22 protein-coding genes are annotated in these 22,123 nt (G+C 69.4%); 17 read left to right on the top strand and 5 right to left on the bottom strand.

What is annotated here, in order from left to right; all coding sequences use genetic code 11:
• Position 1 precedes the first annotated feature (1 nt).
• A complete protein-coding gene (locus BM436_RS26430; protein WP_093558525.1) occupies positions 2–403 on the bottom strand; it encodes a rhodanese-like domain-containing protein in 402 nt (133 codons plus the stop codon).
• A 93-nt stretch (positions 404–496) separates the two neighbouring features.
• Here BM436_RS26430 and gpmA point away from each other — a divergent pair, with 93 nt between their 5' ends.
• The 17 genes from gpmA to BM436_RS26345 are packed head-to-tail and all read left to right on the top strand — an operon-like array spanning position 497 to position 18,441.
• Positions 497–1,243, top strand: coding sequence for a 2,3-diphosphoglycerate-dependent phosphoglycerate mutase (gpmA, locus tag BM436_RS26425; RefSeq protein WP_093558524.1), 747 nt, complete (start codon positions 497–499; stop codon positions 1,241–1,243).
• 19 nt (positions 1,244–1,262) lie between these two features.
• On the top strand, positions 1,263–2,852 hold the full coding sequence (locus tag BM436_RS26420) for a murein hydrolase activator EnvC family protein (RefSeq protein ID WP_093558523.1): 1,590 nt from the start codon (positions 1,263–1,265) through the stop codon (positions 2,850–2,852).
• A 58-nt stretch (positions 2,853–2,910) separates the two neighbouring features.
• Complete coding sequence (locus BM436_RS26415; protein WP_093558522.1) at positions 2,911–4,350, top strand: S41 family peptidase; 1,440 nt, start codon at positions 2,911–2,913, stop codon at positions 4,348–4,350.
• A 9-nt stretch (positions 4,351–4,359) separates the two neighbouring features.
• Positions 4,360–5,166: a HesA/MoeB/ThiF family protein gene (locus tag BM436_RS26410; protein WP_093558521.1), complete on the top strand. Its 807-nt coding sequence runs from the start codon at positions 4,360–4,362 to the stop codon at positions 5,164–5,166.
• Between the two features lie 47 nt (positions 5,167–5,213).
• Positions 5,214–7,325: an amidohydrolase family protein gene (locus BM436_RS26405; RefSeq protein WP_229490742.1), complete on the top strand. Its 2,112-nt coding sequence runs from the start codon at positions 5,214–5,216 to the stop codon at positions 7,323–7,325.
• Between the two features lie 55 nt (positions 7,326–7,380).
• Positions 7,381–7,821 carry a type II secretion system major pseudopilin GspG gene (gene gspG / locus BM436_RS26400; RefSeq protein ID WP_093558519.1) on the top strand — a complete coding sequence of 147 codons (441 nt, stop codon included), beginning with the start codon at positions 7,381–7,383 and terminating at the stop codon, positions 7,819–7,821.
• A 36-nt stretch (positions 7,822–7,857) separates the two neighbouring features.
• A complete protein-coding gene (gspH, locus tag BM436_RS26395) occupies positions 7,858–8,385 on the top strand; it encodes a type II secretion system minor pseudopilin GspH (protein ID WP_093558518.1) in 528 nt (175 codons plus the stop codon).
• Position 8,386: 1 nt separating this feature from the next.
• A complete protein-coding gene (gene gspI / locus BM436_RS26390) occupies positions 8,387–8,773 on the top strand; it encodes a type II secretion system minor pseudopilin GspI (protein WP_093558517.1) in 387 nt (128 codons plus the stop codon).
• Positions 8,770–9,441 (top strand): PulJ/GspJ family protein, encoded by a 672-nt coding sequence (locus BM436_RS26385; RefSeq protein ID WP_093558516.1) that lies wholly within the window; start codon positions 8,770–8,772, stop codon positions 9,439–9,441. Before gspI ends, BM436_RS26385 begins: the two co-directional genes overlap by 4 nt.
• Positions 9,438–10,442 carry a type II secretion system minor pseudopilin GspK gene (gene gspK / locus BM436_RS26380; RefSeq protein WP_093558515.1) on the top strand — a complete coding sequence of 335 codons (1,005 nt, stop codon included), beginning with the start codon at positions 9,438–9,440 and terminating at the stop codon, positions 10,440–10,442. The genes BM436_RS26385 and gspK overlap by 4 nt, the downstream gene beginning before the upstream one ends.
• Before the next feature lie 16 nt (positions 10,443–10,458).
• Positions 10,459–11,697 (top strand): type II secretion system protein GspL, encoded by a 1,239-nt coding sequence (gene gspL, locus BM436_RS26375; RefSeq protein WP_093558514.1) that lies wholly within the window; start codon positions 10,459–10,461, stop codon positions 11,695–11,697.
• The gene (locus BM436_RS26370) at positions 11,694–12,215 is read left to right on the top strand and encodes a type II secretion system protein M (protein ID WP_093558513.1); all 522 of its coding nucleotides are present in this window, start codon (positions 11,694–11,696) and stop codon (positions 12,213–12,215) included. Before gspL ends, BM436_RS26370 begins: the two co-directional genes overlap by 4 nt.
• On the top strand, positions 12,212–12,988 hold the full coding sequence (gspN, locus tag BM436_RS26365) for a type II secretion system protein N (protein WP_093558512.1): 777 nt from the start codon (positions 12,212–12,214) through the stop codon (positions 12,986–12,988). Before BM436_RS26370 ends, gspN begins: the two co-directional genes overlap by 4 nt.
• On the top strand, positions 12,988–15,213 hold the full coding sequence (gspD, locus tag BM436_RS26360; RefSeq protein ID WP_093558511.1) for a type II secretion system secretin GspD: 2,226 nt from the start codon (positions 12,988–12,990) through the stop codon (positions 15,211–15,213). The genes gspN and gspD overlap by 1 nt, the downstream gene beginning before the upstream one ends.
• On the top strand, positions 15,210–16,637 hold the full coding sequence (gene gspE / locus BM436_RS26355; protein WP_093558510.1) for a type II secretion system ATPase GspE: 1,428 nt from the start codon (positions 15,210–15,212) through the stop codon (positions 16,635–16,637). Before gspD ends, gspE begins: the two co-directional genes overlap by 4 nt.
• Before the next feature lie 3 nt (positions 16,638–16,640).
• Complete coding sequence (gspF, locus tag BM436_RS26350) at positions 16,641–17,861, top strand: type II secretion system inner membrane protein GspF (protein ID WP_093558509.1); 1,221 nt, start codon at positions 16,641–16,643, stop codon at positions 17,859–17,861.
• Between the two features lie 19 nt (positions 17,862–17,880).
• Positions 17,881–18,441 carry a type II secretion system protein N gene (locus tag BM436_RS26345; protein ID WP_093558508.1) on the top strand — a complete coding sequence of 187 codons (561 nt, stop codon included), beginning with the start codon at positions 17,881–17,883 and terminating at the stop codon, positions 18,439–18,441.
• 117 nt (positions 18,442–18,558) lie between these two features.
• Here BM436_RS26345 and BM436_RS26340 read toward each other — a convergent pair whose 3' ends face one another.
• The 4 genes from BM436_RS26340 to BM436_RS26325 form a co-directional block, all read right to left on the bottom strand.
• Positions 18,559–18,750 carry a hypothetical protein gene (locus BM436_RS26340; RefSeq protein WP_093558507.1) on the bottom strand — a complete coding sequence of 64 codons (192 nt, stop codon included), beginning with the start codon at positions 18,748–18,750 and terminating at the stop codon, positions 18,559–18,561.
• 20 nt (positions 18,751–18,770) lie between these two features.
• Positions 18,771–20,111: an ATP-dependent protease ATPase subunit HslU gene (gene hslU / locus BM436_RS26335; RefSeq protein WP_177307521.1), complete on the bottom strand. Its 1,341-nt coding sequence runs from the start codon at positions 20,109–20,111 to the stop codon at positions 18,771–18,773.
• Positions 20,108–20,656: an ATP-dependent protease subunit HslV gene (hslV, locus tag BM436_RS26330; protein ID WP_093558506.1), complete on the bottom strand. Its 549-nt coding sequence runs from the start codon at positions 20,654–20,656 to the stop codon at positions 20,108–20,110. The genes hslU and hslV overlap by 4 nt, the downstream gene beginning before the upstream one ends.
• Positions 20,657–20,773: 117 nt before the next feature.
• Positions 20,774–22,114, bottom strand: coding sequence for an STAS domain-containing protein (locus BM436_RS26325; RefSeq protein WP_093558505.1), 1,341 nt, complete (start codon positions 22,112–22,114; stop codon positions 20,774–20,776).
• Positions 22,115–22,123: the final 9 nt, after the last annotated feature.

The following is a 22,123-nucleotide window of genomic DNA, read 5'->3' as shown; positions in this document are numbered from 1 at the left end:
TTTACTTGGCCAAAGGCAAGCCAGCGGTCTGCCAGGCGGCTTGACCGCCGTCGAGGACCACCACGTTCTCATATCCAGCCTTTTCCAGGGTCTTGGCGGCGCCAAACGCGCGGCCGCCGGTCTGGCAAACCACGACAATGGTGCGGGTTTTGAACTTTTCCAGCTCGCCGGCGCGGTTGGCCAGCTCGGCGGACGGGATGTTCTTGGCCTCCGGCAAGTGGCCAGCCGCGTAAGCGGCCGCATCCCTGATGTCCAAGATGGTGGCCTTGGCGCGGTTTATCAACAGCGTCACCTCCTGCGGGGAGGCTTTTTTACCGCGCTGGGTCAGCACTGGCCACAGCAGCGCGCCGCCGGAAAGAACGGCGATGCCGATCAGAAAGATTTGGTCGATGAGGAATTTCACGGGTTTCCAATGGTTACAGGTTATCCGCGCATTATAAAATAGAAGCTTGAAACCCACCTCAGCAGCTTTTTTCACACTTTTATAGACAGAGCTATGTACAAAATCGTTTTCATGCGTCACGGCGAATCCACCTGGAATCTGGAAAACCGCTTCACCGGCTGGACCGATGTCGACCTCACCGAGAAGGGCGTGGCGGAAGCCAAAGCCGCCGGCAAGGTCCTCAAGGACGAGGGCTACACCTTCGACCTGGCCTACACCTCGGTGCTGAAACGCGCCATCCGCACGCTGTGGCTGACGCTGGACGAGATGGACATGATGTACCTGCCGATCAAGCACGACTGGCGCCTGAACGAGCGCCACTACGGCGCGCTGCAGGGCCTGGACAAGGCGGAAACCGCCGCCAAGTACGGCGACGCGCAGGTGCTGGTGTGGCGCCGCAGCTATGACACCCCGCCGGAGCCGCTGGCCGAGGACGACGAGCGCACCTCCTACAACGACCCGCGCTACGCCGGCCTGCCGAAGTCCAGCATCCCGCTGACCGAATGCCTGAAGGACACCGTGGCCCGCGTGATGCCGGCCTGGGACGAGGAGATCGCCCCGGCCATCCGCGCCGGCAAGAAAATCATCATCTCGGCCCACGGCAACAGCCTGCGCGCGCTGATCAAGATGCTGGACGGCATCAGCGACAGCGACATCGTCGGCCTGAACATCCCCAACGGCCAGCCGCTGGTGTACGAGCTGGACGCCGACCTGAAACCGATCCGCCACTACTACCTGGGCGACCCGGCCGCGATCGCCGCCGCGCAGGCCGCCGTCGCCAACCAGGGCAAGGCCAAGTAAGGCTCCGGTAAACCACGAGATGTCCTGGTCTTTCATTTCCCGCCGCGCGGGGGCCTTGCTGCTGCCCGCGCTGCTGGCGATGGGCGCCGCCCATGGCGCGCCCAAAGCCACCGAGCGCAGCAAGCAGAAGCTGGCCGCCGAGGCAGAGCGCGCCGAGCTGCAGCAAAAGCTCAGCAACCTCAAGCGCGACATCGGCAAGACCGAGAGCGCCAAGGACGACGCGGCCGACACCCTGGCCGAGTCGGAGGAGGCGATCTCCAACGCCAACCGCAGCCTGCGCGAGCTGGCCGAGGAGCAGTCGCAAACCAACCTCAAGCTGAAAACGCTGGCGGAGGAGAAGCTGCGCCTGCAGGCCACGGTGGAGCTGCAAAAGCGCCAGCTGGCCAAGCTGCTGCGCGAGCAATACGTGGCGGGCAATGAGGACCGCATCAAACTGCTGCTGTCCGGGGACAACCCGAACCGCATCAACCGCGACCTGCAAATGATGGCCTACGTGTCGCAGGCGCAGGCGCGGTTGCTGGAATCGCTGCGCGCCAACCTGGCGGCCGTCGAGGGCAACCAGGCCGAGGCGCAGAACGCGCGCGACGAGCTGGAGGAGATCGCGCAGGAGGAACGCCAGCAGAAGGCCGTGCTGGAACAGGAAAAAGCGAAACGCGCCGCCGTGCTGGCCGGCCTGTCGCAGCGCCTGGTGGCGCAGCGCAAGGAGGCCGGCAAGCTGGCGCAGGACGAGCAGCGCATGGCGGGGCTGGTGGACCGCCTGAACAAGCTGATCGAGGAACAGGCGAAGGCGGCCGCCGCCGAGAAGCGCCGCCAGGAACAAGTGGCGGCCGCCAAGGCCGCCAAGGCCAGGGCGGAGGCCCAGGCCGCCGCCGAGGCCAAGGCGCAGGCCCAGGCGCGCGCCCTCGCGCTGGCCCGCGCCAAGGCGGCGCAGGCGGCCCAGGCCGAGCGCGAACGGATCGCCAGGCAGCAGGGCAAGCCCGCGCCCAAGCCCTTGCCGGCGCCGGAACCGGTCAAGCCGGACCCGAGGCCGGAGCCCCGCCCCGACAGGCCGGACCCGGCCGGCGCGGGCGACACGCTGGCGTCGCGTCCGGCGCCGCCGGCCACGCCGTCCGCGCCCCCGGCGCCGGCCGCCGGCCAGCCCGCCGCCGCGCCGGCGCGCGAGGAGCCGCCGGCCCGCGCGGCCGACGTGGCGCTGGCCCCGGCCGCGCCGGAGGGCGCCTTCTCCGCGCTGAAGGGACAGCTGCGCCCGCCCGTGTCGGGCAAGCTGGCGGCGCGCTTCGGCAGCAAGCGCGGCGACGGTCCCAGCTGGAAGGGCGTGTTCATCCGCACCGCCGAGGGCGCCGAGATCCACGCCGTCGCCGCCGGACGGGTGGTGTTCGCCCAGTGGCTGCGCGGCTTCGGCAACCTGATCATCGTCGACCACGGCGGCCAGTACATGAGCATCTACGGCAATAACCAGTCGCTGCTGCGGCGCGCGGGCGAGGCCGTCAAGGGCGGCGACGTCATCGCGGCGGCCGGAAATACCGGTGGCAACGAGGAATCGGGTTTATACTTTGAGCTCAGGCACAAGGGTAAAGAGTTCGATCCGGCGGGCTGGGTCAAGTTTTAATCCACGCAATATCCACGCAACAGACCAGCGGCGCGCGCGCCGCAATCGCGGAAGAATCATGGGCAACAAGTTCAATAGTTTCGGCCTGATCGGCCTGGGCATGGTGGCCGGCATGGCCGCCACCCTGCAGTTTTCCGCCGTCGCGCAGAAATCGGTTGGCAATCCGCTGCCGCTGGAGGAGTTGCGCCAGCTGTCCGACGTGTTCGGCCTGATCAAGTCCGACTACGTGGAGGACGTGGACGACAAGAAGCTGGTCACCGAGGCCATCTCCGGCATGGTGGCCTCGCTCGATCCGCACTCGGTCTACCTGGACAAGAAGGCCTTCCGGGAAATGCGCGAGACCATGCTCGGCAAGTTCGTCGGCATCGGCATCGAGGTGGGCATGGAGGACGGCTACGTGAAGGTGGTCTCGCCGATCGAGGACACGCCCGCGTTTCGCGCCGGCATCAAGGCGGGAGACCTGATCACCCGGCTCGACAACACGCCCATCCGCGGCCTGTCGCTGGACGACGCGATCAAGAAGATGCGCGGCGAGCCGCAATCGAAAATCGTGCTGACGCTGTCGCGCAAGGGCGAGGACAAGCCGCTGGTGGTGCCCATCATGCGCGAGGAGATCCGGGTGCAGAGCGTCAAGGCCAAGATGGTCGAGCCCGGCTACGCCTGGGTGCGCGTGTCGCAGTTCCAGGAGCCCACCGTGGAGGACATGGCCCGCAAGCTGGCCGCGCTGTACGCGCAGAACCCCGGCATCAAGGGCCTGGTGCTGGACCTGCGCAACGATCCCGGCGGCGTGGTGCCGGGCGCGATCGGCGTCTCGGCCGCCTTCCTGCCCAAGGACGTGGTGGTGGTGTCCACCAACGGCCAGTTGCCCGACTCCAAGCAATCGTTCCACGCTCGCCCCGAATACTATTCCGGCCGCCAGAACAGCGACCCGCTGGCCAAGCTGCCGGCCGCGCTGAAGACGGTGCCGATGGTGGTGCTGGTCAATTCCGGTTCCGCCTCGGCGTCCGAGATCGTGGCCGGCGCGCTGCAGGACTACAAGCGCGCCGTCGTGATGGGCACGCAGACCTTCGGCAAGGGCTCGGTGCAGACGCTGCGCCAGCTCACCGCCGACACCGCCGTCAAGCTGACCACGGCGCGCTACTACACGCCGCACGGCCGCTCGATCCAGGCGCGCGGCATCGTGCCCGACATGCTGGTCGACGAGACCGCCGACGGCGACGGCCTGAACAGCCTGCGCCTGCGCGAGGCGGACTTGGTCAAGCACCTCGGCAACAAGGACGAGCAGGAACTGCCGTCGCCGGTCCGCCACGACGAGCTGGAGGAGGAGCAGCGCATCGCCGCGCTGGCCAGGACCCAGAAGCCGGTCGAGTTCGGCGGCAAGGACGACTTCCAGCTGGCCCAGGCGCTGAACCATTTCAAGGGACTGCCGGTCAAACTGTCGAAAACCGAAGTGGTGCGCGAACTGGAAACCGCCGTCAAAGAGCCGAAGAAAAAATAAGAAAGACGCATGGACGACAACCAGCTGCTGCGCTATTCGCGCCATATCCTGCTTGACGAAATCGGTATCGAAGGCCAGCAGAAATTGCTGGACGCGCGCGTCCTGGTCATCGGCGCCGGCGGCCTGGGTTCGCCCGCCGCCATGTACCTGGCCTCGGCCGGCGTCGGCCGGCTGACCCTGGTCGACAACGACACGGTCGACCTCACCAACCTGCAGCGCCAGATCGCCCACAACATGGAGCGCGTGGGCCAGCCCAAGGCGCTGTCGGCGCGCGCCACGCTGGCGGCCATCAATCCCACCATCGTCATCGAGGCGCTGGTCGAGCGCGCCGACGAGGCGCGCCTGTCCGAGCTGATCGCCGGCGCCGACGTGGTGCTGGACTGCACCGACAACTTCGCCACCCGCCACGCCGTCAACCGCGCCTGCGTGGCGCGCCAGGTGCCGCTGGTGTCCGGCGCCGTGATCCGTTTCGACGGCCAGATCAGCGTGTTCGACCCGCGCGGCGGCGCCGCCCGCGGCGCGAACCAGCCCTGTTATTCCTGTCTGTTCCCGCAAGACCAGCCCTTCGAGGACGTGGCCTGCTCCACCATGGGCGTGTTCGCGCCGCTGGTGGGCGTGGTCGGCGCCATGCAGGCGGCCGAGGCGCTCAAGCTGCTGATGGGCATAGGCGAGCCGCTGTCCGGCCGCCTGCTGCTGCTGGACGGGCTGCGCATGGAATGGACCAGTATCGGTATCGCCCGCAATGCATCCTGCCCGGTTTGCGCCACAAGCGCGGCGCCGGGCGCACCACCATCCCCAGGAGAACCCGTCCGATGAAGCGAATGATTCAGTCTGTCAAGCAACGCACCCCAGCAGTCCTGTCCATGCTCCTTTCCGCCGCGCTCGCCGCCTACGCGCCGGCCGGCGCGCACGCCGCGAACCAGAACACGCGCTACGTGATCATCTCCGAGAACGGCAAGCAGACCGGCGAACAGGTGGTCGAGCGCGGCGACGACGGGCTGACCAGGGTGCGCTTCATCTACAAGGACAACGGCCGCGGCCCCGAACTGAGCGAGGAGCTGCGCTACGCCGCCGACGGCACCATGGCCAGCTACAGCGTCAAGGGCAATTCCACCTACGGCGCCGTGGTGGACGAGCGCTTCGAGCACAAGGACGGCAGGGCCGCGTGGCGTTCGACCACCGAGAAGGGCGAGCTGGCCGTGGCCGGCGGCGCCATGTACGTGCCGCTGAACAGCTCCTTCGAACCCGTGTCGGCCTCCATCGCCGCGCTGGCCGCCGCGCCGGACGGCAAGCTGCCGCTGCTGCCGTCCGGCACGCTGACCCAGCGCAAGCTGGTCGAGGCCAGGGTCGTCAACGCCGGCGAGGAGCGGACCGTGCAGCTGCTGGCGCAGACCGGCCTGGGCCTGTCGCCGCAATTCTACTGGGCCACCACCGGCGCCAAGCCGCGCCTGTTCGCCGTGGTGGAGCCGGGTTCCTTCACCGCCATCGAGGCGGGCTGGGAAGCCAACGGCAAGGCGCTGGCCGGGCTGCAGCACGAGGCCGAGCAAAAGATGCTGGCCGAGCTGGCCGCCACGCTGCAGCATCCGCTGAACGGCCTGACGGTGGTGCGCAACGCGCGCGTGTTCGACAGCGAGAAGGCGGTGCTGGGCAAGCCGTCCGACGTGTACGTGCTGCGCGGCCGCGTCACCGCCGTGCTGCCGGCCGGCTCGCCGGTGCGCGGCGCCGTCAACGAGATCGACGCCGCCGGCCGCGTGATGCTGCCCGGCCTGTTCGACATGCACGGCCACGTGAGCCGCTGGGAAGGCGGCCTGAACCTCGCGGCCGGCGTCACCACCGTGCGCGACATGGGCAACGACAACGCCCAGCTGCAGCAGATGCTGGACGAGACCGCCGCCGGCAAGCTGCTGTCGCCGCAGATCGTGCCGACCGGCTTCCTGGAGGGCGAAAGCGCCTATTCGGCCAACGGCGGCTTCGTCGTCAAGTCGCTGCCGGAGGCGAGGAACGCCATCGACTGGTACGCCGAGCACGGCTATCCGCAGTTGAAGATCTACAATTCCTTCCCCAAGGCCATCCTGAAGGACACGGTGGCCTACGCGCACAGCCGCGGCATGCGCGTGTCCGGCCACGTTCCGGCCGGCCTGCGCGCGTTCGAGGCGCTGGACCTGGGCTACGACGAGATCCAGCACATCAACCAGGTGATGCTGAACTTCCTGGCCACGCCGGCCACCGAGACGCGCACGCTGGAGCGTTTCATCCTGCCGGCCGACAAGACCGCCGCGCTGGACTTCGATTCGAAGCCGGTCAAGGACTTCATCGCCCGCCTGGCGAAACAAAAGACGGTGATCGACCCCACGCTGGCCACCTTCGCCTTCCTGAAGCAGAGGGACGGCGACATGAACGCGCCGTTCGCGCCCATCGCCAAACACATGCCGCCCGACGTGCAGCGCAACTTCCACGTCGGCACCATGAAGATCGCGGACGACGCGACCCTGGGGCGCTACGAGAAGTCCTACGCCAAGATGGTGGACTTCGTCGGCCGCCTGCACCGCGCGGGCGTGCCCATCGTGGCCGGCACCGACGAGCTGGCCGGCTTCACGCTGCAGGCCGAGCTGGAGTTGCTGGTGCAGGCGGGCTTGACGCCGTCGCAGGCGCTGCAGGTGGCCACCCGCAACGGCGCGCTGTACACCCGCACCAGCCACGAGCGCGGCAGCGTCGCGCCCGGCAAGCTGGCCGACCTGGTGCTGGTGGACGGCGACCCGACCACCAACATCGCCGACGTGCGCAAGGTCGCGGCCGTCATCACGCGCGGCTACCTGGTGTATCCGCACGAGATCGACCAGGCGCTGGGCATCGCGCCCTTCGTCGCCGGCGCGCCGCGGCTGAAGGCGCTGGCGCCGGTGTCGTCCAACATCGCGGCGGGCGGCAACGGGGCGGCGCCGAAGCGTGTCGGCATGTCCGCACGGCGCCACGATTAAGGCTTATACTTCGCCACTCTTACGCGCATTTTTATCCTTTACTGGTCCTCTTTCTATGCAAAACGTAACACTCCGCCGCCGCGCGCGCGGCTTTACCCTGATCGAGATCATGGTGGTCGTGGTGATCATGGGCGTGCTGGCCGCGCTGGTCGTGCCCAAGCTGTTGAGCCGTACCGGCGAGTCGAAAATCGCGGCCGCCAAGGTGGACATCGCCACCATCATGCAGGCGATGAAGCTGTACAAGCTGGACAACCAGCGCTATCCGACCACCGAGCAGGGCCTGCAGGCGCTGCTGAGCAAGCCCACCGCCGGCCCCGCCGCCAACGGCTGGAAGGCCGGCGGCTACCTGGAGAAGATGCCCAAGGATCCATGGGGCGCCCCCTACCAGTTCCTGTCGCCGGGCGTGAAGGGCGAGATCGACGTGTTCTCGCTGGGCGCCGACGGCCAGCCGGGCGGCAGCGGCGACGACGCCGACATCGGCTCCTGGGACAACTAAGCGTCCCAGGCCAACCTGGCAGCGTCGGCGAACGCCATGCAGGCCCCGGGCCATCCGCCGCGCGCGACCGCGCGCGCGCTTGCGCACCCCTCCCGTCCGCGCGGCCGGGCCCGCGGCTTCACGCTCATCGAATTGCTGGTGGTGCTGGTCATCTTCGGCATCACGCTGGGGCTGGTGTCGCTGAACTCGGCGCCCAGCCAGCGCCAGTCCATGCAGCAGGAGGCGCAGCGCATCGCGCTGCTGCTGCAACTGGCGCGCGACGAGGCCATCGTGCGCAACCGCCTGGTGGCCTTCGAGGCAGGGCCGGAATCCTACCGTTTCCTGGTGCGCGGCGAGCAGCGCGTGTGGGAGCCGGTCACGCAGGACGACCTGCTGCGCGAGCGCCCGTTCAAGAACAGCCCGGTGACCCTGCTGCTGCAGCCGGCCTCGACGGTTCCAGGCGACACGCTGCGCATCATCTTCGGCCGCGAACCGGTCGACAAACCCTTTGTGCTGACCATGGCCAGCGGCGACATCAGCGTCGCCATCCGCGCCGACGGCATCGGCCATTTCACGGTGGACTGACATGGCGCGCCTTTTCCCCCCGCTCCGCCGCGCGCGCGGCTTCACCCTGCTGGAGGTGCTGGTGGCGCTGGTCATCGTCGGCACCGCGCTGGGCGCCTCGCTGCGCGCGGTCGGCAGCCTGACCCAGAACAGCGACGGCCTGCGCGCCACCATGATGGCCACCTGGTCGGCCGAGAACCGGCTGGTGCTGGTGCGCCTGGCCAAGCGCTATCCGGCCATCGGCAAGACCTCCTTCGAATGCCCGCAGGGCGAGATGCGGCTGATCTGCCAGGAGGAGGTGATCGCCACCCCCAATCCGCGCCTGCGCCGCCTGGAGGTCAGCGTGTTCGACGAGCGCCAGCCGGACCGCCTGATCATCAAGCTGGTGCAGCTGGTGCTGCAGGAATGAACGCGGCGCGCAGCCGCCGCGCGCCGCGCGGCTTCACCCTGGTCGAGCTGCTGGTGGCGGTGGCGGTGCTGGCCATCGTCGCCGTGCTGGGCTGGCGCGGCCTGGACGGCATCGTCCGCTCGCGCCAGGCCTTGACCGAGCAGATGGACCAGACCCGCGGCGCCCAGCTGGCCTTCGCCCAGCTGCAAAGCGACCTGGAGCAACTGGCCACCGTGCCGTCGCTGCGCCAGCGGCGGCAGCTGGTGGCCGACGCCACCCGCATCGATTTCGTGCGCTCCGTGTTCATGGAAGGGGAACCTTCTCGCTTGCAGGTGGTCTCCTACCGTATCCGCGACGGCGTGCTGCTGCGACGCGAGTCGGCCGGCACGCTGGACCTGCTGCAGCTGGACAAGCTGTGGCAGGCCGCGCTGGGCGACACCGACCCGGCGCCGGACGTGACCTTGCAGGCCGGCGTGCAGGCGATGACGACGCGGCTGTGGGAGAACGGCGACTGGCAGCCGGCGCCGACGCCGCAGGCGGCCGGCGGCGCGGCCACCGCGCAGCCGCAGCCGGCGATGGTGACGGCGGCGCTGGGCGTGGCGGCCGGTCCGGCCGGGCTGGAGTGGTCCCTGCAATTGCAAAACCAGGCAAATCCGCTGGTCAAGATCTTCCTGCTGGGGGCAAAATGACGGCGCAGCTGGGGTTCCGCTCCCGCTTCCGCGCGCCGGGCCGCCAGCGCGGCGTGGCCATCATCACCGCGCTGCTGCTGACCACGCTGGCGGTCACCATCGTGGCCAGCCTGTTCTGGCAGCAGCAGGTGCAGGTGCGCTCGATCGAGAACCAGCGCCTGCACTTGCAGACCAAGTGGATCTTGCGCGGCGCGCTGGACTGGGCGCGGCTGATCCTGCAGCAGGACGACCGCGACAGTTCGATCACGGCCGAGACCAGCGTGTGGGCGACCGCGCTGGCCGAGACGCGGCTGGACGACTACGTCGAGCGCGAGCGCACCGACAACGAACGGTACGACGCCACCCTGTCGGGCCAGATCACGGACGCGCAGGCGCGTTACAATCTCGCCAACCTGGCGGCGGACAGGTTGCTGGACGCGGGGCAGGTGGCCGTGTTCGGCAAGCTGCTGGAAAACCTGCAGCTCAATCCCGCGCTGGCCAAGGCGGTGGCGGAACGGGTGGCGCGCAGCCAGAAGGGGAAGGCGCCGGACACCGGCGGCACGGCGCCGCCCGCCGGCACGCCGCAGCCCGTGGGCACCGACGGCACCGAGCCGGTGGAACTGATGCGGGTGGAGGACTTGCTGGCGGTCAGCGGCTTCACGCAGCAGGGCATAGAGCGGTTGCGCGAATTCGTGGTGGTGCTGCCCGACACGGGCACCGGAGTGACGGCCATCAACGTAAACATGGCTAAGCCCGAATTGCTGGCGGCCTTGGTGGAGAATTACTCGGTGTCGGAGGCGGCGTCGCTGGTGCAGTTCCGCAAGCGCACGCCGTTCTTGAGGACGGACGATTTCAAGGCGGCCCTCACCGGCAAGACGCTGCGCAGCGACAAGATCACCGTGAAGAGCGACTTCTTCCTGGTGCTCAGCCATATACGGCTGGGCCGGGCGGCGCTGGACGCGGAGTCGCTGATACGGCGCGCGAACAAGCAGGCCACCCTGGTGTGGATACGGGAAAATTGAACGAAAGCGAGAACCTTTGACGACACTATACATCCGGTATCCGGCCCGCGCCGCCTCCGACAGCGGCGCCGTCCAGCCCTGCCACTACGCGCTGCTGGGCGACAGCGGCGGCGTGACGCAGCAGGGCGTGTCCGCCCTCGGCAACCTGGCCGAGCTGGTGGCGTCCGCGCGCCGCGTGGTGCTGCTGCTGGCCGCCGCCGACGTCACGCTGTTGACCGTGAAGGTGCCGCCGCTGTCTGCGTCGCGCCTGAAGGCGGCCCTGCCGGCGCTGGTGGAGGACCAGCTGCTGGGCGATCCGGCCGATTGCGTCCTGGCCCTGGCGCCGGTGCTGGGCGACGTCGAAACACGCGTGGTGGCCGTGGTGCAGCGCGCCTGGCTGGAGGTGCTGGTGAAGACGCTGGTGGCGCAGGGCGCGCACGGCGTGTCCGCGCTGCCCGCGCAGCTGTGCCTGCCGTTGCAGCCGGGCGGCGTCTCCGCCGCGCTGGCGCAGGACGGCGCCGGCCTGGAACTGACCCTGCGCACCGACCAGCAGCAGGGCCTGGGCCTGACCGTCTCGCCGCAGCCCGAGGCCGCGCTGCAAACGCTGCGCGCGCTGGCCGGCGACGCGCCATTGACGGTGTACGTGCCGGGCTCGCTGGCGCCGCAGTTCGAGCCGCTGGCCGGCGCCATGCCGGGCGTGGCGCTGGAGGCGGACCAGTGGGAGCACTGGATGGCGGGCGCCAAGACGGCGGGACCGGACCTGGCCGCCGGCCTGGGCGCCACCGGCGCGCAGTCGCGCGCCTGGCAGCGCTGGCGCTGGCCGCTGCGCTTGGCGCTGCTGGCGGTGGCGGTCAACATCGCCGGCCTGAACGCCGACTGGCTGCGCATGAAGCGCGAGGCGGCCGAGGTGCGCAAGACGATGGACCAGACCTTCCGCGCCGCCTATCCGAAGGAAACCGTGATCCTGGACGCGGCCGCGCAGATGCGCAAGAACATCGCGCTGGCCAAGGCCGGCAGCGGCGAAATCGCCGCCGACGAGTTCACCGCCGTCGCGGCCGCCTTCGGCGAGGCGCTGGCGGGCCTGGGCAAGCGCGACGTGGTGGCCGGGCTGGAATACAAGCAGCGCGTGCTGACCGTGAAACTGAAACCGAACGCGGTGGACGCCAACACGCTGGCGCAGGCGCAGGCGGCGCTGGCCGCGCGCGGCCTGGCGCTGACCGAGACCGGGGCCGGCGTCTGGCAGATCTCGCAAACCCGCACTGGAGGCAAATCGTGAGCGAACTCAGCGTGAAAGCGCACAAGCTGCAAGCCGCCGCCACCGCCTTCTGGCAGGAGCGCACGGAACAGGAACGCCGCATGCTCGGCGTCGGCGGCGCCGTGGTCGGCCTGGCGCTGGTGTACGGCCTGCTGATCGACCCCGCGCTGGAGGGCCGCGCCAAGCTGCGCGCCTCGCTGCCGCTGCTGCGCCAGGAGGCCGCCGAGCTGCAGGCGCTGGCGCGCACGGCGGCCGAACTGGCGGCCCGCCCGCCCATCCAGGCGCCGCGCATGACCAATGAGAGCATGACGGCCAGCCTGGCCGCCAACGGCCTGAAGGCGCAGTCGCTGGCGCTGACCGGCGAATACGCCAAGCTGGAGCTCAAGGGCGCGCAATTCGCCGCCCTGGTGGCCTGGCTGGACGCGCAGCGCCGCGGCGCCGGCATCGTGGTGCAGGAAAGCGCGATCACCGGCCTGGCGGCGCCCGGCACGGTGGACGCGGCGCTCACGCTGCACCAGCCGGCGGGCGGGGCGCGGTGAGGCGCAGCCTGCTCTGGCTGCTGGCGGCGCTGCTGGGGGCGGCGGCCACGCTGCTGCTGTTCTTCCCGGCGGCGTGGATGTCCAGCATGGTCGAGAAGCAGACCGGCGGGCGTTTGACCTTGGGCGACGCACAGGGTACCCTGTGGCGCGGTTCGGCCTTCATCGGCGGCGCGGCCAGCGCCGGCGGGGCGGTCACGCCGCTGCTGCCGGGCCGCTTCGCGTGGAAGCTGTCGCCGCTGGCGCTGGCGGGCGTGGTGGACCTGGAACTGGCCAACGAGCAGGCGCTGGCGCAGCCGGTCAACTTCAACGGCGGCTGGACGCAGTGGCGCCTGAGCCCGTCGGCGCTGCTGCTGCCGGCCGACGGCCTGGCCGGGCTGGGCGCGCCGCTGAACACGCTGGCGCCCAGCGGCAGGGTCAAGCTGTCGTGGACCACGCTGGAGCTGGCGTTGCAGGGCGACCGGGTGGACGTGAACGGCCGCACCACCTTGGAGATGGCGGACATGTCGTCCAAGCTGTCGCCGATCAAGCCGCTGGGCACGTACCAGTTGGCGCTGGACTGGCGCGGCCAGCAGGCGCAGCTGGAGTTGCATTCCCTGAAAGGCCCGCTGCTGCTGAGCGGGAAAGGCAGCCTGCAAAACGGGCGCCTGCAGTTCTCCGGGCAGGCCCAGGCGGCCGACGGTTATGAGCAGACGTTGGGCAATCTGTTGAATTTGCTGGGCCAGCGCCGTCCCACCAGTGACGGCAAGAACATCATCGCTTTAGAGTTCAGATAATGAAAAAACAGTCTGTAGGCAAATCGACCCTTCCAATGCGTGTTTCCCGCCGCGTGAGCGCGGCCGCATTGATGTGCTGCGCGGCGGCCGCCGCGCCATTGCTGGCGCCGCTGGCCGCGTGGGCGGCGCCGGCGCCGGCCGACCAGGCCGCGCTCAACTTCGTCGGCGCCGACATCGAGTCGGTGATCAAGGCGGTGGGCCACTACACCAACATCACCTTCCTGATCGATCCGCGGGTGAAAGGCACGCTGACCCTGGTGTCCGAGGGCTCGCTGAGCAAGTCGCAGGCCTTCGCGCTGCTGGCCTCGGCGCTGCGGCTGCAGGGCTTCGCCATCGTCAGCGGCGACGGCTACGCCAAGGTGGTGCCGGAGGCCGAGGCCAAGCTGCAGGCCACGCCGACCCAGATCGGCGCGACCACCTTGAAGGGCGACCAGATCGCGACCCAGGTGTTCCCGCTGAACTACGAGTCGGCCGCCAACCTGGTGACCGTGCTGCGCCCGCTGATCACGCCCAACAACACCATCAACGCCAACATCGGCAACAATTCGCTGGTCATCACCGACTACGCGGACAACCTGAAACGCCTGGGCAAGATCGTCGCCGCGCTGGACGCGCCGGCCAGCTCCGACCTGGACGTGATCCCGGTGCGCTACGCCATCGCCAGCGACCTGGCCACCATGGTCAACAAGCTGATGGAGCCGGGCGGCGCCGGCGGCGCGGACGCCGGCCGCGTCAGCGCGCTGGCCGACCCGCGCACCAATTCGCTGGTGCTGCGCGCGCCGTCGCTGGCGCGCGCCAACCTGGCCAAGTCGCTGATCGCCAAGCTGGACCAGCCGACCGCGCAGCTGGGCAATGTGCACGTGGTGTACCTGAAGAACGCCGAGGCCACCAAGCTGGCGCAGACGCTGCGCTCGGTGATCTCGGGCGACAGCTCGCTGACCGGCGCCGCGCTGGGCGCGGCCGGCCTGAACAACCAGAGCACCGGCGGCACTGGCCAGGCCGGCGGCAACAGCATGACCGGCGCGCAGGGCCAGGGTGGCATGGGCGCCACCACCGGCTCCACCAATCCGCTGCTGAGCGGCGGCGGCAACACCGGCAACCAGCTGAACGCGGGCGGCGCGGGCGGCTTCATCCAGGCCGACGCGTCCACCAACACGCTGATCATCACGGCGCCGGAATCGGTGTACCGCAACCTGCGCAACGTGATCGACCAGCTCGACGTGCGCCGCGCCCAGGTCTACATCGAATCGCTGATCGTCGAGGTCACGGCCGACAAGACGTCCGAATTCGGCGTGCAGTGGGTGGGCGCCAGCGGCAACGAGAACAGCACCTACCGCGTGGGCGGCCTGCAATCGCTCAGCAGCGGCAACAACAACCTGCTCAACATCGCCGCCGGCATCTCCAACAACACGCCGGTGGTGGGCAACGGCCTCTCGGTCGGCATCTTCAAGCAGCTGGCCAACGGCACGCTGGGCCTGGGCGCGGTGGCGCACACCCTGCAGGCCGACAGCGGCACCAACATCCTGTCGACGCCGAACATGGTCACGCTGGACAACGAACTGGCCACCATCCGCGTCGGCCAGAACGTGCCCATCCTGACCGGCCAGTTCACCACCACCTCCGGCACCACCACCAACCCGTTCCAGACCATCGACCGCAAGGACGTGGGTCTGACGCTGAAAGTGCGGCCGCAGATCTCGGAGGGCGGCACCATCAAGCTGGCGATCTACAACGAGAGCTCCAGCATCGACACCTCGGTCACATCGAGCAGCGGCATCATCCTCAAGACGCGCGCCATCGAGACCAACGTGATCGCCGACGACGGCCAGATCGTCGTGCTGGGCGGCCTGATCTCGGACGACGCCAACGGCGGCGTGGAGAAGGTGCCCGGCCTGGGCGACCTGCCCGTCATCGGCAACCTGTTCAAGTACCAGTCGCGCACCCGCAAGAAGACCAACCTGATGGTGTTCCTGCGCCCGGTCGTGATGCGCAACCGCGAGCAGGGCATGAACCTGGCCACCGACCGCTACGACTTCATGCGCGCCACCCAGCAGGCCGTCAAGCCCGAGGACTCGGTGCTGATCAAGGACCTGGGCCAGCCCATGCTGCCGCAACTGAACAACGGCCAGCCATTGCCGGGCAACGGCCACCTGGCGTTGCCGGTCGCGCCGGGCGCCCCCGCACCCGTGCCCGTCCCGCCCACCGACAACAAGCAACCAGAATGAGCAACCTGCTGCCCTACGCCTTCGCCCGCGACTACGCGGTGCTCGCCAAGCCGGGCGAGCAGGCCGAGCACGCGGTGGACGTGTTCGTGTCCGCCGCCACCGCGCCGGCCGCCATCGCCGAGGTGTCGCGCCGCTTCGGCCGCGTCAACATCCGGCACCTGGGCCGCGCCGACCTGGAGGAGGCCATCGCCGCCGCCTACGCCGGCGCCGGCGGCGACGCCTCGCAGGTGGCCGACGAGTTCGACGCCGACCTGGACCTGACCAAGCTGCTGCAGGACGTGCCGGCCATCGAGGACTTGCTGGAATCGTCCGACGACGCGCCGGTGATCCGCATGATCAACGCGCTGCTGACGCAGGCGCTGCGCGAGGGCGCGTCCGACATCCACATCGAGCCCTTCGAGCAGACCTCGGTGGTGCGCTTCCGCGTCGACGGCGCGCTGCGCGACATCGTCAAGCCGCGCAAGGCCATCCACGGCTCGCTGATCTCGCGCATCAAGATCATGGCGCAGCTGGACATCGCCGAGAAGCGCCTGCCGCAGGACGGCCGCATCACCCTGCGCGTGGGCGGCAAGCCGGTGGACGTGCGCGTCTCGACCCTGCCCACCGGCCACGGCGAGCGCGCCGTGCTGCGCCTGCTGGACAAGGAGGCCGGCCGGCTGGACCTGAACCATCTGGGCATGAGCGCGGCGATGCTGCCGCGGTTCGACCAACTGATCAACCAGCCGCATGGCATCGTGCTGGTGACCGGGCCGACCGGCTCCGGCAAGACCACCACCCTGTACGCCGCGCTGTCCATGCTGAACTCGACCACCACCAACATCCTCACGGTGGAGGACCCGATCGAGTACGACCTGCAGGGCGTGGGCCAGACCCAGGTCAACGCGCGCATCGACATGACCTTCGCCAAGGCCCTGCGCGCCATCCTGCGCCAGGACCCGGACGTGATCATGATCGGCGAGATCCGCGACCTGGAAACGGCGCAGATCGCGGTGCAGGCCTCGCTCACCGGCCACCTGGTGCTGGCCACGCTGCACACCAACGACGCCGCCGCCGCCGTCACCCGCTTGCTGGACATGGGCATCGAGCCCTTCCTGCTGTCGTCCTCGCTGCTGGGGGTGCTGGCGCAGCGCCTGGTGCGCAAGCTGTGCGAGTCCTGCAAAAAGTACGACGAGCGCGACGGCCAGTGGCACGCGGTCGGCTGCGAGCAGTGCGGCCACACCGGCTACCACGGCCGGGTCGGCATCTACGAGCTGCTGCAGACCACCGAGCCGATACGCGCGCAGATCCACGACCGCGCGTCCGAGGCCGAGGTGCGCGGCGCCGCCCAGAAGGACGGCATGATCACCATGCGCGAGGACGGCGAACGCTGGCTGGCGCAGGGCGTGACCACCCGCGCCGAGCTGCTGCGCGTGGCGAAGGACTAAGCCATGCCGGCCTACCGCTACGAAGCCGTCGACGCCGGCGGCGCCACCAGGAAGGGGGTGGTCAACGCCGACAGCCCGCGCTCGGCGCGCGCCGACCTGCGCACGCAGGGCCTGACGCCGCTGAAGGTGGACGCCATCTCGGCCCAGGTCGACGCGGCCGGCAAAGCCACGCGGCACGGCTTCGGCGAGCGCCTGTCCACCACCGAGCTGGCGCTGTTCACGCGCCAGATGGCCAGCCTGCTGGAGGCGGGGCTGCCGCTGGAGCAGGCCTTCTCGGCCCTCTTGGAGCAGGCCGAGCGCCCCTATGTGCGCGACCTGATCGCGTCGATCCGCTCCGAGGTGATCGGCGGCGCCGCGCTGTCCGACGTGCTGGCGCGCCACCCGCGCGACTTCGCCGAGATCTACCGCGCGCTGGTCGCGTCGGGCGAGCAGATCGGCCACCTGTCGCGCGTGCTGTCGCGCCTGGCCGACTACATCGAGCGCCGCAACGCGCTGGTGGACAAGGTCAAGCTGGCTTTCACCTATCCGGCCATCGTCACCGTGGTGGCGTTCTCGATCGTCATTTTCCTGCTGACCTATGTGGTGCCGCAGATCGTGTCCGTGTTCGCCAACACCAAGCAGAAGCTGCCGGTGCTGACGGTGGTGATGCTGGCCGTGTCGGACTTCGTGCGCAACTACGGCGTCATCGTGCTGGTGCTGCTGATCGGCGCCTGGTTCGCGTGGCGCCGCGCGCTGCAGAACCCCGCGCTGAAGACGCGCTGGCACACCTGGCTGCTGACGGCGCCGCTGTACGGCAAGTTCGAGCGCAGCCTGAACACGGCGCGCTTCGCCAGCACGCTGGCCATCACCAGCGGTTCCGGCGTGCCCATCCTGCGCGCGCTGCAGACCAGCCGCGACACGCTGACCAACGTCGCCATGCAGCACCTGGTGGAGGACGCGACCGACTCGGTGCGCGAGGGCGTCAGCCTGGCGCGCGCGCTGTCGGCGCAAAAGCACTTCCCGCCGATGCTGATCCACATGATACGGGCCGGCGAGATCACCGGCGAACTGCCGGCCATGCTGGAGCGCGCCGCCGCCGCCCAGGAGGCGGACCTGGAGCGCCGCACGCTGCGCATCGCCGGCCTGCTGGAGCCGGCGCTGATCCTGGCCATGGGCGTGGTGGTGCTGCTGATCGTGCTGGCCGTGCTGATGCCCATTATCGAAATCAACCAGCTCGTGCGCTGAACCACGTTAGAAAGACCTCATGAAGCGTTTGCCTGTCATAGCCGTATTCGTCGCCGTGGTGGCCTTGTCCGCCTCGTGCGCCTACTGGGGGCTGCAGCTGTTCAAGCCGCAGCAACGGCCGATCGCCGCGGTGCCGATGCAGGCCGCGCCGGAACCGTTGATCACGGCGGCCAAGGGCCTGTTCGGCGGCGACACCGCCGTCGCCGCGCCCAGCAACTACCAGCTGCGCGGCGTGGTCGCCTCCGGCGTCGGGCGCGAGAGCGTCGCCATCATCGCCGCCGACGGCCAGCCGGCCAAGGCCTACCCGGTGGGATCGGAGGTGGCCAGCGGCGTCAGGGTGCAGGAGGTGCACGCGAAGCACGTGGTGCTGGCCGAGGGCGGCGTCCCCAAGCGGGTCGACCTGATGCAGGACGCGCCGGGTTCCGGCGGCGCGGAAATGGCGCCGCCGATGCCGATGCAGCAGCAGGCGCCGCCGCCCGTGCAGCAGCCGCAGCAGCCTCCCGCGCCGCCGGTGGTCACGCCGTCGATGCGGCCCGGCGTCGACATGCCGCCGCCGACCAACGTGCCGCCGCGCCAGTAAAGTAGGTACGTCGTATCCGAGGGGACAGACCCTCGCGCCACAAGCTGTCGCAGAGGCACGTGGCTCTGGTCGCGGGTCTGTCCCCGGTTGGCCGTGCAGAGGGAATAGTCCGGTGGATTAGTCGCCGGACTTCCCGGGATCGATTTTCTTGAGGGCCTGCTTGGCCGCCTGGCGTTGCGCCGAGGCGGGTTTGACATGCGGGCCGGCCGAACGCGCCTTGGCCAGCGCCGCATAGGGATTGCGGGGTTTTTGCGAAGGCTCGACGCGGAACTGCATCTTCTGCCGCGTCGCCAGTGCCTTGTTCGCCATGGTCGCCTCCCTTTCCCCGCCTACAGCACGTAGCGCGACAGGTCCTCGTTGACCGCCAGCGCGTCCAGCCGCGCGTTCACGTAGGCGGCGTCGATGGCCAGGGTCTGGTCGCCGGCGTCGCTGGCCGTGAACGAGATCTCCTCCAGCAGCTTTTCCATCACCGTGTACAGGCGGCGCGCGCCGATGTTCTCGGTGCGCTCGTTGACCTGGTGCGCGATCTCGGCCAGGCGCGTGATGCCGTCCGGCGCGAAGGCGATGGTCACGCCCTCGGTGGCCAGCAGCGCCTCGTACTGCTTGGTCAGGCAGGCGTCGGTGCTGGTGAGGATGCGCTCGAAGTCGGCGATCGACAGCGATTCGAGCTCGACCCGGATCGGGAAGCGGCCCTGCAGCTCCGGGATCAGGTCGGACGGCTTGGCCAGGTGGAAGGCGCCGGACGCGATGAACAGGATGTGGTCGGTGCGTATCATGCCGTACTTGGTGTTGACGGTGGTGCCCTCGACCAGCGGCAGCAGGTCGCGCTGCACGCCGGCGCGCGACACGTCGGCCCCGCCCACCTCCGAGCGCGAGGCGATCTTGTCGATCTCGTCCAGGAACACGATGCCGTTCTGCTCGACGTTCTGGATCGCCTTCTGCTTCATCTCGTCCTCGTTGACCAGCTTGGCGGCCTCCTCGTCCAGCAGCAGCTTCATGGCCTCCTTGATCTTGACCTTGCGCGCCTTCTTGCGCCCGCCGCCGATGCCCGAGAACATGGACTTGATCTGCTCCGTCATCTCCTCCATGCCGGGCGGCGCCATGATCTCCATCTGCGGCGCGCTGTCGGCCAGCTCGATCTCGATCTCCTTGTCGTCCAGCTCGCCCTGGCGCAAGCGCTTGCGGAAGGTCTGGCGCGTGGTGTCCGGCTTGTCCTCGGGGGCGGGCGTGGCGGCGGCGCTGAAGCCGAAGTCGCGCGCCGGCGGCAGCAGGATGTCGAGCACGCGGTCCTCGGCGGCGTCCTCGGCGCGCGCGCGCACCTTGGCCATCTCGGCCTGGCGGGTCTGCTTGACGCCGATGTCGATCAAGTCGCGGATGATGGTGTCGACGTCGCGGCCCACATAGCCCACCTCGGTGAACTTGGTGGCCTCGATCTTGATGAAGGGCGCGTCGGCCAGCTTGGCCAGGCGGCGCGCGATCTCGGTCTTGCCGACGCCGGTGGGACCGATCATCAGGATGTTCTTCGGCGTGATCTCGTGGCGCAGCGGCTCGGCCACCTGCTGGCGGCGCCAGCGGTTGCGCAGCGCGATGGCGACCGCGCGCTTGGCCTTGCCCTGGCCGACCACGTGCTTGTCGAGTTCTCCGACGATTTCCAGCGGTGTCATGTTCATGGCGCTTCCCCGTCCAGGGTTTCAATGATGTGGGACATATTGGTGTAAATGCACAGCTCGCCGGCGATGGTCAGCGACTTCTTCACGATCTCGGCCGGGCTGAGCTCGGTGTTTTCCTGCAGCGCCAGGGCCGCCGACTGGGCGTAGGTGCCGCCGGAGCCGATCGCGCCTATGCCTTTCTCGGGCTCGAGCACGTCGCCGTTGCCGGTGATCACCAGGGTGGAGGTGGCATCGGCCACCAGCAACATGGCCTCCAGGCGGCGCAGCACGCGGTCGGTGCGCCAGTCCTTGGCCAGCTCGACCGACGCGCGCAGCAGGTTGCCCTGGTGTTTTTCCAGCTTGGCCTCGAAGCGGTCCAGCAGCGTGAAGGCGTCGGCGGTGCCGCCGGCGAAGCCGCACAGGACCTTGCCCTGGTACAGCTTGCGCACCTTGCGGGCCGTGCCCTTCATGACGATATTGCCCAACGTTACCTGGCCATCGCCGCCCAGCGCGACCTGGCTGCCGCGCCGCACGCACAGGATGGTGGTGCCGTGAAATTGTTCCATGTTGACCTCAAAGTAAAGACGTTCGACGCAGTGTGAACGCCAGCCGCTGAAATGGGGGCAGGGCGCGCAATTGCAAGACATGCCACGCCCCGCTCCATGCCGCGGGGCAAATCGGCGCTAGTACTTGTGGGCGAAGACGCGGCCCAGGCCGGCGTAGCCCAGCAGCCGCATCAGCGCGGCGACCAGGTGGTTGACCTCGCGGAACTCGACCCGCCTGCCGTCCGCCGCCAGTGTTTGCAGCTGGGCCAGCAACTGGTTGCCGGCGCCGAACTCCAGCCGCGCCAGGCGCGAGCAGTCGAACACCAGCGCCGGATATTGTTCCGCGTAGGCGCCGATCGCCGCCAGCAGGCCGCCGATGTCGCCGCCGATCACCGGCGGCAGCATGTAGCGCTCGGACGGCGCCGCCACCGGCTGGCGCGCGGCCGTTTCGACCTTGCGCGGCGCCTGGAACGCGGGCGGCGACACTTCGAAGGTCACGCAATAATCCATGCTGGTTTCCTCGAAATCCTTCTCGCGGTTCAGCAATTGCAGCGTTTCCAGCAACAGCAGCCAGATGGCCTCGCCGTCGTCGCGCCGGCCGACGCACACACAGGAGCGCAGCAGCTCCGCCAATTCGGCGGCGGCCACCACGATCAAATCCTGCTGGCGGGCCTGCAGCGCGCGCAGCGTTTCCAGCAGCAGCGCGCAGCCGGCCGCGTCGACGGTGGCGATGTGGCTGAAGTCCAGCCGCAGCAGCGGCACCGATTGCGCGCGCAACCGTTCCAGCTGGGCGGCGACGCCCGCGTCCAGCGCGTGGCCGAAGACGTGGGTCGGCGCCACGCCGCCGGCGGCCCCGTCCGCGGCGTCCGCCGGCGGCCCGTGCGCGGGGCCGCGCCAGGGCGGGGGCGAGGTTTCAAAGGTGCTGGCGTAGTCGATGGACAGGCTGTCGAACGCGTCGCGTTGGCCGTCCGCCTGGTACAGGTCGAACAGCAGCCACCAGGGCGTGCGGTCCTGCGCCGCGCCTTGGCCGGCCGCTTCCGCCAGGGCCGCCCTGAGCATCTGCCCGGCCACGGCGCCTTGGCCGTTGGCGTACAGGATGGCGCTCTCCTCGACCACCGGCGCGGTTTCCTCGGCCGCCACCGGGGCCGGCATTTCGTCGTCGGCCAGCAACTGGGTGGTGTGGGCGTCCAGCAGGGGCAGGGTGTCGGGATTGTCGTCGCCGGCGGCGGGCGCGGGCGGACGTGGCGGTCGCTGCGGGCGGCTGCCCCAGGCGGGCTCCGGCTCGTTGAAGATGTCCGCCTCCATCGCCGCCTCGATGGCGTCGATCTTCATCGCGGTGGCGCGCGCGATGTCGCGCTGCAACTGGGTCTGCGCGCTCATCCGCTGCGCCTCGCTGTCCGCGGCCAGGCGAGCGGCGGCCTCGTCGCCCTCATCGGCGGCGTCCGGTTTGCCTTTCTTGAACAGGGAAAACAGGCCCACGGCGCTCCT

It is taken from the genome of Pseudoduganella namucuonensis, assembly GCF_900116645.1.
GTDB lineage: Bacteria > Pseudomonadota > Gammaproteobacteria > Burkholderiales > Burkholderiaceae_D > Rugamonas > Rugamonas namucuonensis.
The sequence above is the reverse complement of the archived record's forward strand: the minus strand, read 5'-3'. Positions and strand labels throughout refer to the sequence as shown.

Bases quoted from the DNA above. Each gene is read 5' to 3' on its own strand.
- gpmA (WP_093558524.1), top strand. From the start codon at position 497: ATGTACAAAATCGTTTTCATGCGTCACGGCGAATCCACCTGGAATCTG.
- BM436_RS26420 (WP_093558523.1), top strand. From the start codon at position 1,263: ATGTCCTGGTCTTTCATTTCCCGCCGCGCGGGGGCCTTGCTGCTGCCC.
- BM436_RS26415 (WP_093558522.1), top strand. From the start codon at position 2,911: ATGGGCAACAAGTTCAATAGTTTCGGCCTGATCGGCCTGGGCATGGTG.
- BM436_RS26410 (WP_093558521.1), top strand. From the start codon at position 4,360: ATGGACGACAACCAGCTGCTGCGCTATTCGCGCCATATCCTGCTTGAC.
- BM436_RS26405 (WP_229490742.1), top strand. From the start codon at position 5,214: ATGCTCCTTTCCGCCGCGCTCGCCGCCTACGCGCCGGCCGGCGCGCAC.
- gspG (WP_093558519.1), top strand. From the start codon at position 7,381: ATGCAAAACGTAACACTCCGCCGCCGCGCGCGCGGCTTTACCCTGATC.
- gspH (WP_093558518.1), top strand. From the start codon at position 7,858: ATGCAGGCCCCGGGCCATCCGCCGCGCGCGACCGCGCGCGCGCTTGCG.
- gspI (WP_093558517.1), top strand. From the start codon at position 8,387: ATGGCGCGCCTTTTCCCCCCGCTCCGCCGCGCGCGCGGCTTCACCCTG.
- BM436_RS26385 (WP_093558516.1), top strand. From the start codon at position 8,770: ATGAACGCGGCGCGCAGCCGCCGCGCGCCGCGCGGCTTCACCCTGGTC.
- gspK (WP_093558515.1), top strand. From the start codon at position 9,438: ATGACGGCGCAGCTGGGGTTCCGCTCCCGCTTCCGCGCGCCGGGCCGC.
- gspD (WP_093558511.1), top strand. From the start codon at position 12,988: ATGAAAAAACAGTCTGTAGGCAAATCGACCCTTCCAATGCGTGTTTCC.
- gspE (WP_093558510.1), top strand. From the start codon at position 15,210: ATGAGCAACCTGCTGCCCTACGCCTTCGCCCGCGACTACGCGGTGCTC.
- gspF (WP_093558509.1), top strand. From the start codon at position 16,641: ATGCCGGCCTACCGCTACGAAGCCGTCGACGCCGGCGGCGCCACCAGG.
- BM436_RS26345 (WP_093558508.1), top strand. From the start codon at position 17,881: ATGAAGCGTTTGCCTGTCATAGCCGTATTCGTCGCCGTGGTGGCCTTG.
- BM436_RS26340 (WP_093558507.1), bottom strand. From the start codon at position 18,750: ATGGCGAACAAGGCACTGGCGACGCGGCAGAAGATGCAGTTCCGCGTC.
- hslU (WP_177307521.1), bottom strand. From the start codon at position 20,111: ATGAACATGACACCGCTGGAAATCGTCGGAGAACTCGACAAGCACGTG.
- hslV (WP_093558506.1), bottom strand. From the start codon at position 20,656: ATGGAACAATTTCACGGCACCACCATCCTGTGCGTGCGGCGCGGCAGC.